This window comes from Paraburkholderia sp. BL10I2N1 (assembly GCF_004361815.1).
GTDB lineage: Bacteria > Pseudomonadota > Gammaproteobacteria > Burkholderiales > Burkholderiaceae > Paraburkholderia.
Genome location: NZ_SNWA01000001.1, coordinates 748,973 through 761,651 on the forward strand (window position 1 = coordinate 748,973; position 12,679 = coordinate 761,651).

Genomic DNA, 12,679 nt, shown 5'->3' on the forward strand with positions numbered 1-12,679 from the left:
CCTGATTCAGTCGCCCTGCGTCGGCTCAAGCGGCGCCGCAACCGGACTCTCGTGCGTCAGGTCGTCTGCCTCGTTCAACCGACGGTTTTTGCGCGCAGTCGGCTCGCCCTGCGCACCTAGCTGCGCCAGTCTGTCGTTCAGGCAGCCCAACACCGTCGTCGTTGCCAACGTGCGTTCGGCGAATTCGCGCGCAGCGATGCCGAGCGCCGCACGCCGTTGCGGATCAAACGCAAGCGCCTCGATTGCCGCGACCAGCGCGGGCACGTTTTCTGGCGGAACGACGACACCACGCGGCGAAACCACACCGAACAGCTCAGTACCGGGGCAAGCCATCGCGACAATCGCACGGCCGCTCGCCATCATGCCGCCCAACTTCGACGGCATCACGAGGTCCGCCGCGCCGCCGCGTTGTGGCAGCACGTGGATGTCCGCCACGTTCAGCAGTTCATTCAACCGATCCGCTGGCTGGAGCGGCATGAACCGGCAATTCGGCAAGCTCGCGCAGCGCTCTTCGAGTTGCGCGTGGGCCGGTCCGTTTCCGCAGAATACGAAGCTTATGTCCTTGTGGTGCGCAAGCACCTCTGCCGCTTCGACTACAACCTCGAGTCCCTGCTTGGCCCCCATGTTCCCCGCATACAGGACAACAACCTGGGGCGTCGACTCGTCGAGACCGAGCAACTGGCGATAGTGGCGCGCGCCTGGTAATGGCGTGATCGTCCGTGTGTCAACCCAGTTTGGCAAATGGTATGTCTTGAGCGGATCGACGCCCTTGAGGATCGCGCGCCCGGTCATCTTCTCTGACAGGCTCGACACGACGTCAAAACGACGTAGCAGCATGCGTTCGATTGCAAGCGCCACGCGCCGCGCCCGTTTGCCTCGCATCAGGCCGAGGTCGAACGCCGCGTCGACCTCATAGTCCTGAATGTGCAACCACGACTTCGCGCCGCTCGCGCGCGCCAGCGCCCACGATGCGGGTGCGCTCATGAGGCTCGGCGCAATGCTCATCACCAGGTTTGGCCGCCACACCACGTGGGCAGCCAATATCGGCAACGACGACAGCGCAAAGGTTGCAAGATGCAGCAGGCGCTTGACACCCGTGGGCACCGCCGGAACCCACAAAGGCACACGCCGGATCTGCACGCCGCGCGTGAGTTCGATGCGATAGCGCCAGGGACTGTAGCCGGTCTCTATCCGCCACTGCGGATAGTAGGGTGGCCCACAGACGACGCGCACCTCATGCCCTTCGGCGACCATCGACTCCGCCATCTCTGCGGTGTATTTGCCGATACCGGTGAGCTCCGGCGCATAGTTGAGCCCGACGATCAGAATCCTCATACGCCTCTCCGTCATCCGTGCAGCACCTATGCGCCCAACTTTTGCCGCGACGCGCGTCGCTAGCTGGTCAACATCACCGCGCAGCCGCGTGCAATGTTCGACGCCGCCGTCGGTGGATCGAAGCGCTGAATGACGCTCATGCAATGTTTCGCAGTCTCGCCGGTATCCGCGAACGCCTCGAGCGCCTTGAGCAAGGTGCGTCGCAACGAAGCGCCGTCGCCAGGTGCGAACGCGTAGCCCGTGACGCCATCAATCACCAGTTCGGGAACGCAACCGCAGTTGTCGCTCACGACAGCGGGACAGCCGTGGTTCAGGGCCTCATTCACGACGAGACCCCACGGCTCGCTGATGCTAGGCAAGACAAGGCAGGTTGCACCGAAGTACTCGCGAGACAGGCCTTCGTCCTGCAGACTGCCGACGAAGCACACCGAGGCACCTAATCCTTCATCGGCCACTCTCTGCTTCAACTGATCGCCGAGCGGCCCGGTTCCGACGATGCGCAACTTCGCCTCGGGCACTTGCTGTCTGACCGCGGCAAAGGCGTCCAGGAGGGCCTCAACGCCCTTCTCCGCAGACAGTCGGCCCACGAACAGAAACACCGGATCCTGCCCGGCACGAAAACGCAGCCGGTCGTCGAGTGCGCTTTCCGGCGCGAACGACCACGGCAAAGCCGCCGCCTGGCACGGAATGAAGATCCTGTCGCGCTTCGCGCCGAGCGACATGAGGTATTCGCGGCTGCGCTCGCCGAAGCCGAAATAGCCGTCGCACAGCGAAAAGAACACTCGCTTCGGGATCGAGGTCAGGATACGATGCGGACGGTCACGGCCGGTCGAATCGCAGAACACCGCGCGCCGCTTGCCGGTCAGGATACAGACAAGCAGCATGGCCCAGTACTCTGGACGGTGGTAGCCGGGCAACACCACGAGGTCGGCCTTCGCCCTGAAGACCTCCATGACGAGGCGATACGTCATGCGCCAAACCGGAACGTCCTCGTAGCAGCCGTTGAAAAGCTTGCGCATCGGATACCGGTGATACGAGTAGTCCACGTCCGAGAAGCCGAGCCGGAAATGCTCGGTATCGGAGATTTGCACAATCGAATACTTGATCGCGCCAGCCGTAGAAATGGTGTGCAGCGCCGAGAACACCACTCCCTTATGACGCGACCACACGACGTTATGGAAGATCGTGACGGAGTTTGTCGTCATGTCAGACCGCCGCTTCGGAGTGAGTATCCGAGCCATAGCGCACCATGAAGTCCCGATAAGTCGCCTCGAGGCCCTCCCGCAAACCGATACTGGCGCGCCACCCCATTCGCGCGAGGCGCGACACATCAAGCAGCTTGCGCGGTGTGCCATCCGGCTTCGTGGTATCGAAAACGATCTGCCCATCGAAGCCGATTGCGACTGCGACCCGTTCTGCCACTTCCCGAATCGACAGATCCTCGCCGACGCCGACGTTCAGCAGACCGTCCGCCACCTCGTTCTCGAGCACAAAGACTGTGGCGGCCGCGAGGTCATCGACATGCAGGAACTCGCGGCGCGGCGTACCGGTCCCCCAGACGACCAATGAGCTCTCGCCCCGCACCTTCGCCTCATGAGCCTTGCGGATCAGCGCTGGTAGCACGTGGCTGCTGCCTAGATCGTAGTTGTCGTTCGGGCCATAGAGGTTGGTCGGCATCAACGCGACGAAGCGGGTCCCGTATTGGCGGTTGTATGCCTCGCATAGCTTCACGCCCGCGATCTTCGCGATCGCGTAGGGTTCGTTGGTCGCCTCCAGCGCGGAAGTGAGCAGGTAGGATTCCTCGATAGGTTGCGTACAAGCCCTCGGATAGATGCACGACGAGCCGAAGAAAACGAGGCGTGCAACACCGGCCTCATACGCAGCGTGGATGACGTTAACCTCGATAGCAAGATTCTGATGGATAAAGTCTGCCGGCTGCGTCGCGTTCGCGAGTATGCCGCCCACCTTGGCGCTCGCAAGCAGCACGATGTCCACGCGTTCACTCGCAAAGAAGCTTCGCACGGCTGCCTGGTCAAGCAGATCCAGCTCGGCCCGCGTTCTCGTGATGATGTTGGTGTAACCGTCGGCTCGCAGCCGGCGTACCAGTGCCGAACCGACCATACCGCGATGGCCGGCGACAAAGATGTTCGCGTTCTTGTCCATGTTCGTCACTCGTGATGTTCAAGGGCTGTGAAACCGGCGAGGGTGACAAGTGCGTCGCGGCGTGCGATCTGGTAGTCGGCGCGCACCATCTCCTTGACCAGTGCATGGAACGAGGTCGACGGCTTCCAGCCGAGCCGCACATGCGCCTTCGACGGATCGCCGAGCAGTGTTTCCACCTCGGTTGGCCGGAAGTAGCGCGGATCGACGCGCACGATGACGTCTCCCGGCGACACGCGCACCTGCTTGCCTTCGACCGCGTCGACGACGCCGACTTCATCCACGCCACTACCTTCAAAGCGCACCGTGATGCCCAGTTCGACGCACGCATGCTGGATAAACTCACGCACGCTGAACTGCGCGCCCGTGGCGATGACGAAATCCTCCGGCCGTTCCTGTTGCAGCATCATCCATTGCATTTCGACGTAGTCGCGCGCATGACCCCAGTCGCGCAGCGCAGACAGGTTTCCGAGATGCATGTCGTCCTGCAGACCTACGGCGATACGCGAGATCGCTCGCGTGATCTTGCGCGTGACGAAGGTCTCGCCGCGCAACGGCGACTCGTGGTTGAACAGGATGCCGTTGCACGCATACATGCCGTACGCCTCGCGATAGTTCACGGTGATCCAGTACGCGTAAAGCTTCGCGACCGCGTAGGGGCTGCGCGGATAGAAAGGCGTGGTTTCTTTTTGCGGCACTTCCTGCACGAGGCCGTAGAGTTCCGACGTCGATGCCTGATAAAAGCGTGTTTTCCTTTCGAGCCCGAGCATCCGGATCGCCTCGAGAATGCGCAGCGCACCTAGACCATCTGCGTTCGCGGTATATTCCGGTACTTCGAACGAGACGGCAACATGGCTTTGCGCGGCGAGGTTATAGATCTCGTCAGGCAACACGCGCTGGATGATCCGGACGATGCTCGATGAGTCAGTCAGATCACCGTGGTGCAGGAAGAAGCGTCGGTGCGCGAGGTGCGGGTCGCAGCATAGGTGATCGATGCGGTCCGTGTTAAACAGTGAAGTGCGCCGTTTGATGCCATGCACCTCATACCCTTTCTCGAGCAGCAGGTCGGCCAGATACGACCCGTCTTGTCCCGTCACGCCGGTAATCAAAGCAACTTTCCGACTCATTGCGTTCCCCTCGTCGACCGTTTGACTGCGGTGCGCGCTGGCCGCATGCCAGACACGCGCGAAATCGGTATTGCTCAGCTTGCCCAGACCTAGTCCATTCTTCCTTCGTATGCGTAGTAGCTTGCATAGGCGCCCCTCTGGTACGGCCGCGGCTGTGGCACATCGGTGAGCAGCAAACCGTTGAGCGTGACGCCGGCGTTGCTCAGGCGTTTGACGGCCTCCGAAATTTCCACCATCGGATGTCGTCCATGACGGACAACCATGAGCGCCGTGCCTACGTGCTTGCCTATCAGCGCGGCGTCTGTCACCGCCAGTACGGGCGGCGTATCGATGACGACGAGCTCATAGGCCGCGGAGAAGTATTCGAGCAGCGAGCGGAAGCGCTCGCTCATCAGCAATTCCGACGGATTGCCCGGCAAATCGCCTCTAGGAAGCACATCAAGACCGGGCAGTACATTACGCACCACGCAGTCGCCCGGGTCGGCACCAATCAGCAGGTTTGAAAGACCGGCCGCGTAGCCCATGCCGAAATGCCTGTGGATGTCGCCGCGCCGCATATCGCCGTCGATCAGCAGGACGCGCTTTTTGGCCGACGCGACCAGCGCCGCAAGGTTGACCGACAGGAACGACTTGCCCGCATCCGGTCGCGAACCGGTCAACATAATGATGTTGTTCCTCGAGGAGGCGAGCGCATTGTGCAGCGACGTGCGCAGGCTGCGCACCCCTTCGATCGCTACGTCGTGAGGTGCCTGCACCGCCAGCACGTGCACGCCTGCCCGCCGCTCGCCGACATTCTGTTGCATTCGCAGTTGCCCGCTGCTGCGCGGCACGATTGCACAGACTGGTAGACCGAGTGCACGTTCGATTTCCTGCGGATGCTGGACTCCCCCAAAGAGCGTCCGGCGCACAAAGGCCAGCAGCATGCCGATAAAGAGCCCTATGCCGCCGCTTATGCCGATCACCAGCGGTCGCTGCGGACGCACCGGCTTGTCGGCAGGTTCGGCGTAGTCGACCACTCGCACGGTGCCGATCTGACCGGCCTTGACGATGCGCAGTTGCTGCGCGCTGTTGAGCAGGTTCGTATAAAGCTCGGTATCGACGCGCACGTCTCGCAGCAGACGTAGCGCTGTCTGCTCGGTGTCGGGCAGTGAGGAAACGCTATGAGACAGTTTGCCCTGCACGCTCTGCAGCGCCCCGATTTGTGCATCCAGCGCGGCGACAGACGGATGGGTCGCCGTAAACCGCTGCCCCAGTTCCACGCGTTGTTGCTGCAGGTCGATGAGCTTTGTCTTGTTGTCGACGATCTGCTGCAGGAGCAAGCGGCTTTCCTCGCTCAGATCGACTGTGCCTTGCCGGTTCCGAAACGTGTTGTAACGCTCCTCGGCAAGATCGAGTTCCTTGCGCAACTGCGGCAGTTGCTGGTCGAGAAACGCCAGCGTATGTTCAGCCTCGGCCGATTTGCGATCGATGTCCTGCTGGACGAACTGACGCGCGATGCTGTTCACGATCGCAGCCGTCAGTTCGCTGTTAGGCCCCTCGAGCGTGACTCCGATGATGCCCGACTGCACGGTGACCTCCACCACGCCGAGCGCGCGTTGCAGCTTGTCGACCGTGTCGAGCGTCGACGACCTCGTGAGCTCGAACTGGGTGCCGGGCCGCGCAGTGAGCTCGTCCACCCGTAAGCGCACGGGACCGGCAGGCGTGGTACCGACCGCAACTTCCCCGGTGCGTGCCTGCAACACCACGACGCCCTTCCGGTCGCGCAACACATACGAGCCGCCCTCCTGCATCGTCAGCACGAACGGTTTGCCGTACAGATCCTTTGGTGTATCGAACAGCGTCACGCTAATCTGCTCGCCGCCCCAGGCGAAATTCCGCATGCCGAAGAGCGGTTCAGCAAGGCCGTCGCCGGCCCGGCGACTGGCAATGAAGCGGCCGACCACAGGGAAATAGCGCGGCGTCGCGGCGATGTCCAGATGCAGATCACGCACGGTCGCATCCACCACTAATCGCGAGCGGATCAACTCGATCTGTGCCGCAGTCGGCGATTTCGAATCGAAGATGGAAGCGAGCGATTGCAGCGCATCCTTGTTCGCATCGGCGTTCGCATTGTTGCTGTCTTCCACCTGAATGACCGCATTGGCCTGGTACACAGGCCTCTGCAGAAAGGCGAGCGCCGCGCCGGCCAGAAGCGCGGCGAGCGTGATCACCAAGATCATGCACCAGTGTTGCGACACCGCATCGAAGTAGTCCGACAGACGGAGCTCTTCAGTGCGGGCAGCATCGATATAGCGGTTTTCGAAGTTGGTAGCCATGTTGTCATGAACCCTGCACGACATTTTCATCAACCCGGAGCATCGCGCCGGTTCTGCATCGCCAGGCATTCCGGCGACGACGCTCATTTCGTCACGATCGCGGTAGTCAGCCCAGCGTTGACCAACGGGAGCAACAGGTTCAACACGCGGCTGAAGCGCACGAGACCGCTGCTGTCGATGTACACCACGTCCTTCGACTGAAGGTTGAACTGGTTCGCCAGCAGCATCGACACAGGTGACGTTGCATTCAGGTGATAGATCTCCGGTTTGCCACGCGCAGCGTCGCGAATCACATAGAGTTCTTTCGCGTCGGCCGACCCCGGATTCACACTCCCGGCCTGCGACAGCGCTTCGGCCAGCGTCAGCTTGCCGTCGGTCATCGGCATGACCGTCGCCGGCTTACCGACCTCGCCCATCACGTAGACGCCATTGTCTTCACGCGACATCACGCGCAACATATCGCCGTTCTTCAGCATCACGCGCGACGGGCTTTGTCCGCTCTCGATCATCTGCGTGACATTGACGGGATACGACGTGCCGTCGCGCACGATCACGATTCGACTTTGATCAGCGTTTGGAGAAAAGCCGCCAGCCCGGTTGAGCGCTTCACTGAGGGTCATCGGAATATCATTGATGGTCTGCGCGCCGGGCGCCCGCACCTCACCGTCTACATAGATCTGCCCTGCGCGGAACGATGTCACACGCACTGTCACCTGGGGTTTAACGAACACCTCGCTCAGGAGCCGGTAGATCTTGCGCTGCGCCTGATCAGCAGTTTCTCCCCCCACGTGTACGAGCCCCGCCGCGTCACCGGAGATATCTACCTTTCCCGCGTAGGGTAGCTGCACGTTGCCGTCGTGATCGACCACGAACCCTCCGGCCGCGTCCGAAGGACGCTGCGGGTTGCCGGGGGGTCCCACCGCGGCGGCCAGTTCCGGGTGATCCCAGACAGTGATCTGCAAGACGTCGCCAGGACCGATCCGATACGGACCGGGCTCCCCGAACAGCGCGGAAGAGTCCGTCTTCTTTGCCTGTGCGGCCGCCTCGCGCATCTGGCGAAGCGATGTCAGATTGATGTCGGTAATCGGGATCTGCTGCTCCACCGCTGGCTTTCCGTCCTCACCGCTGCTGACAGGCAAAGTCGGCGGTTGAACCATGCGCATGCCAGGCGAGACCATGCATGCCGACAATGCGCCGCACACCGCGATGCTCCCGAGGGCGCGCACGCCGCCTGCTGCGGTGCGAACCGCGCTTGCCCAGAAAGCCTGTTGTTTTCCTAAGCGCATTTGAGCCACCTCATTGAATCAATAGGCATTGCTGTGCACCAGGCCCTTGACGAGGGTAGCGGCGATAATCTTCATGTCCAGCGCCAATGACCAGTTGCCGAGGTAGTACAGGTCATGCTCGACGCGCCGCTCCATCTTTTCAATTCGATCCGTTTCACCGCGAAAGCCGTTGATCTGTGCCCATCCGGTAATGCCCGGCTTGATCCGGTAGCGATGGTTGTATCCGGCCACCACCTTCTGATAGAGGTCGTCGTGTTCGAGCGCATGAGGCCGTGGCCCGACAACCGACATATCGCCTCGCAGCACGTTGAAAAACTGCGGAAGTTCGTCGAGGCTGGTTCGGCGCAGGAACGCCCCGACGCGGGTGATGCGAGGATCATTGCGCGTTGCCTGGCTGACAGCTCCCGGCTTCTCCGTGTGCGCACGCATCGAGCGGAACTTGTAGATCGTGAAGACACGCCCGTCGGCGCCTTTGCGCTTCTGCCTGAATAGCACCGGTCCTCGCGACGACAGCTTGACCGCGGCGGCGATCACCAGCAGCACGGGCGCGAGACCAATCAGCGCGACAGCGGCGAACAGCCGGTCGAACATCTCCTTTTGCCTCTGTGCACCTTGCGATAGCGGCGACGCAACGAGGTTGATCGCCGGCGCCCCGAGCAGGTCGATCATGCCGCTGTCGAACATCGCCAGACTCCGCAGGTCCGGAAGGAAACGGATGTTGACCAGGTCGTTGCGCAGTTCCTTGACGCACTCGAGAATGGTTTTCTCTTCCGACAGTGGCAGCGCGAGCCACAACTCATGTACGTCCCGCGCGCGGAGATACTCGGCGAAGGCCTGCAACTGGTGGAAAACGGGTATGCCAGGAAACGCGGCTCCGGGCACCGGTGTGTCGTGCAAGACATCGAGGACGGCTGCCGTGCGAAAACCCGCAGCCGAACAGCTGTCGATCTTCCGCATGAGCGCGGCGGCATGTGCGCCACGTCCGACCACCGCCACCTCACGCAGGTTCATGCCGGCGTCACGCACCCGCGCCAGCACCCGGTGAACCAGCAGCCGGGACGCAATCAACAGCGCACCGGTCACGCCGGTCCAGTAAGCGAACCACAACCGCGAGACGAAATCGATCCGATGCAGCGAGAACATCAGTAGCAGTGCGCAGGCCTGCACGACCAGCCAGGCGAGCGCAACCTGTCCTGCGAGCGCCACCTTCGATCGTCCGCGCCATGAGTCGTATACCCCAAATGCCGGAAAGAGCGCCAGCGCGAACGCCGCCGCGAACGCGACGAATGCGCCATAGAAGCTGCGCTGCGCTATATCGTCGAAGCGGATCTGCGACGCGATCGCTGCGCCGAATGCGACCAGCACGACGTCGTGCACGCGCGCAGCCAATGCTTCAGGCTTGATCATGTTTGCCACCCGATCTGCGTTGAAGGCGGTGAGAAAGCATCGCAACTCAATTGCAGCGCCCGTAGGTGTCGTCGAAGCGCACGATGTCGTCTTCGCCGAGATAGACCCCGGACTGGACCTCGATGATTTCGAGCGGCACCTTCCCCGGATTCTCCAGCCGGTGACGCACCCCGAGCGGAATGAAGGTCGACTCGTTTTCGCTCAGGAGGAAACGCTCCTTGCCGCGCACGACGACTGCCGTGCCGCGCACGACGACCCAGTGCTCGGCGCGATGATGGTGTAACTGCAACGACAGGCGCGCTCCCGGGTCGACGACGATGCGCTTGACCTGGAAGCGCTCACCGCGGTCGATCGAGTCATAACAGCCCCACGGACGATGCACTTTCCGGTGCGCGTCGGCTTCCGGCGCGTGCTGAGCCTTGATCCGCCCGACGAGCCCCTTGACGTCCTGCACACGGGAGCGGTCAACGACCAGCACCGCATCCGCAGTCTCGACGACGACCACATTGGTGGTTCCGACACAGGCGACGAGCCTCCCTTCCGAATGGGCATACGACGATGTCGCCCCCTCGAATACCACTCGGCCGCGAGCCACGTTGCCCGCTTCGTCCTTGTCCAGCGCCTCCCAGACGGCATCCCACGACCCCAGATCGGACCAGCCCGCGACGAGCGGCACAACCACGCCCTCGATCGCGTCGCCGTTCGGGCTCGCCGTCCCTATGCGTTCCATCACCGCGTAATCGATCGAGTCCGACGGCGCTTTCGCGAAAGCCTCCGCCTGCGGCAGAAAGAACGAACCGTCATGCTTGCCTTCGGCAAACGCCGCAAGACATGCAGCGGACATCGCCGGTTGCAGGCGCTTGACCACCCCAAGCCAGACGCTGGCGCGCACCACGAAAATGCCGCTGTTCCACCAGTACGCACCCGACGCAACGTACTGGTTTGCCAGTTCGAGCGCGGGCTTTTCGACAAACCGTTCGATACGATGAACACCACCTTCAAGCACCCCGCCCAGCCGTATGTAGCCGAAGCCGGTGTCAGGCCGCGTCGGCGGTACGCCGAGCGTGACGAGCGCGCCACGCTGCGCGTGCTCTGCCGCTATAGCGATGGCCTGCTGGAACGCCACGATGTCGAGAATGGCGTGGTCGGCCGGCATCGCGACGAGGATCGCGTCGTCGCAGTTGGCTGCCGCCAGCGCCGCCGCGAGCGTCAATGCGGGCGCCGTGTCGCGCCTTGCCGGCTCGACCACGAGGTGCGCCGGGACGTCGCGTTCACGCAACTGCTCGGCCGTCACGAAGCGATGCTCACTGCCGCAAACGACGATCGGCATCGGCCGCACCTCCCAATGCGCGGGAAAGCCTTTCATCCGCCCAACCGTCTCCTGCAGCAACGAATTCACGCCGATAACATCGATCAGTTGCTTGGGATAGTGTTCGCGCGATAGCGGCCAAAGGCGGGTTCCCGAGCCGCCCGCGAGTATGACCGGGGCTATGCTCAAACGACGTGCCGTGGGCTCGGAGCCGGCCAGATAAATCGTGTCTTCTTCCCCTCCAGCGTCCTTATCGACGTCGACGGAATGAATTATGTTCATGATTTGCACTCCTACCCTATATCGAAACTTGCGTGGGCCCACGACGATGAAAGCGTCGAGGATCCTGCCAGTGGTTCAGGTCACTTCGGGTGTAGATCAGTACCGGCACGCCGTTGGGTAATTGCGCAACGCGTACCCGCGTGCTACGGGCTCGCCGTCATCCGTGATGACGTGGCACGGCTACGTGTGCGGTACTCGGTTGGCGAGATACCCATCCGTTTGCGAAAGATCTTCGCAAGTCGATCGCCGTTGCCCGTCCCACTGCGTCGCGCGATCTTGTCGACCGGCAGTTCGGTTTCTATCAGGAAGTTGCAGGCCATCCGCAAGCGCACTTGCGACAGGTAATCGGACGGAGTTACGTGCATCTCGTGCTTGAAGCGTCGCAGAAAATTGCGCTCGCTCATCGCGGCTACGTGTGCGGCGTCGGCCACCGAGACTGTCCTGTCGCAGTTCGACTCCATCCAGCGCGCGGCCTCGCGGATTTTTTCGGCCGCGCTCATTGTTCCGCCGTCGGCAAGACGCGGCACCAACGCCGCACCCATGCCGGGCACCACGCGATCGGCCACGCTACGCGCCACGTCGACACCGAGATCCCGCTTGATACACATCAGCGCACTTTTGGTGGAGTCGTGGCGATCGTTGACGCCATTCAGTGTGTGCTCCATGGCCACGTTGCTGAGGTAAGGGCTCACGCGCCTGATATCGTCGCGCTTGATCAGACCTGCAGCCGCGAGCACCAGCCATCCCTCCGCGATCGGTTCGATGCTGCAGGTACGTGTGCGCAGCCAGCACAGCAGACGCTCGTCGTGTGCAGCAGCTTGAGCGCCGTGCCCTCCTGCGACAAACAGCACATCAAAGCCTTTCCCGTAGCACTCCTCGATACCGTCCGTCCACATACGTGCTGTCGACGAACTGGCGATGCTGCCTCCGTCCATCGACAGGAAGAGCACTTCATAGGGCGCTTGCTCGCCGACGCGAGACGTCGCCATCTCGTTTGCAGTATGAAACATCTCGGCAATGATTCCCGCGCCCAGCAACCAGAACCGATCGAACAGAAGGATTGCGACTCTCCGTGCGGCCGAACGTTCGTTCACGCTTGGCGTATGGAGCCAGGTGATTTTCGCCGTATCGAGATACATGTTCGACATGATCTTCCCCTCTCACTTCGTCGGTTGCGGCCAGTTCCTTTCTTCGCTAAACCGCTTAGCTAGTTGCAGTGCATCATATCCACAAGAAAAATCACTGATGATGTCATTGACTGAAATACGCGTGATGTTGGCGGATTGCGTAGCCATGCACGAAACCACTATCCGTTGTTTCACGTCTTTATTCACGAATTCTGTGAATCGGCGTCTGCCGCACTGGATATCCGGGAATGCCTTGAATTTGCGAAACCACTAAAAGATCTGGCAAGGATCAGACTGGCCTTGGTCAAGGCGCGAGCAGATACACCGCATA

Annotated in this window: 9 protein-coding genes; all 9 read right to left on the reverse strand. The window is 61.8% G+C overall.

What is annotated here, in order from left to right; all coding sequences use genetic code 11:
* Nucleotides 1-6 precede the first annotated feature (6 nt).
* The 9 genes from B0G77_RS03530 to B0G77_RS03570 all read right to left on the reverse strand — a co-directional run bounded on the left by B0G77_RS03530 (nt 7) and on the right by B0G77_RS03570 (nt 12,369).
* Nucleotides 7-1,335, reverse strand: a complete 1,329-nt coding sequence (locus B0G77_RS03530) for a glycosyltransferase WbuB (protein ID WP_133660860.1) — start codon at nt 1,333-1,335, stop codon at nt 7-9.
* Between the two features lie 59 nt (nt 1,336-1,394).
* Nucleotides 1,395-2,540, reverse strand: coding sequence for a glycosyltransferase family 4 protein (locus tag B0G77_RS03535; protein WP_133660861.1), 1,146 nt, complete (start codon nt 2,538-2,540; stop codon nt 1,395-1,397).
* A 1-nt stretch (nt 2,541) separates the two neighbouring features.
* Nucleotides 2,542-3,498: a GDP-L-fucose synthase gene (locus B0G77_RS03540; RefSeq protein ID WP_133660862.1), complete on the reverse strand. Its 957-nt coding sequence runs from the start codon at nt 3,496-3,498 to the stop codon at nt 2,542-2,544.
* Nucleotides 3,499-3,503: 5 nt separating this feature from the next.
* A complete protein-coding gene (gmd, locus tag B0G77_RS03545; RefSeq protein WP_133660863.1) occupies nt 3,504-4,622 on the reverse strand; it encodes a GDP-mannose 4,6-dehydratase in 1,119 nt (372 codons plus the stop codon).
* An 89-nt stretch (nt 4,623-4,711) separates the two neighbouring features.
* Nucleotides 4,712-6,937, reverse strand: a complete 2,226-nt coding sequence (locus tag B0G77_RS03550) for a polysaccharide biosynthesis tyrosine autokinase (protein ID WP_133660864.1) — start codon at nt 6,935-6,937, stop codon at nt 4,712-4,714.
* 83 nt (nt 6,938-7,020) lie between these two features.
* The gene (locus tag B0G77_RS03555; protein ID WP_243751098.1) at nt 7,021-8,094 is read right to left on the reverse strand and encodes a polysaccharide biosynthesis/export family protein; all 1,074 of its coding nucleotides are present in this window, start codon (nt 8,092-8,094) and stop codon (nt 7,021-7,023) included.
* A 147-nt stretch (nt 8,095-8,241) separates the two neighbouring features.
* Nucleotides 8,242-9,630, reverse strand: coding sequence for an undecaprenyl-phosphate glucose phosphotransferase (locus B0G77_RS03560; protein WP_133660866.1), 1,389 nt, complete (start codon nt 9,628-9,630; stop codon nt 8,242-8,244).
* A 46-nt stretch (nt 9,631-9,676) separates the two neighbouring features.
* Entirely contained in the window at nt 9,677-11,221 is a 1,545-nt protein-coding gene (locus tag B0G77_RS03565) for a mannose-1-phosphate guanylyltransferase/mannose-6-phosphate isomerase (RefSeq protein WP_133660867.1), read from the reverse strand.
* 143 nt (nt 11,222-11,364) lie between these two features.
* The gene (locus B0G77_RS03570) at nt 11,365-12,369 is read right to left on the reverse strand and encodes a helix-turn-helix domain-containing protein (RefSeq protein ID WP_133660868.1); all 1,005 of its coding nucleotides are present in this window, start codon (nt 12,367-12,369) and stop codon (nt 11,365-11,367) included.
* Between the last annotated feature and the right edge of the window lie 310 nt (nt 12,370-12,679).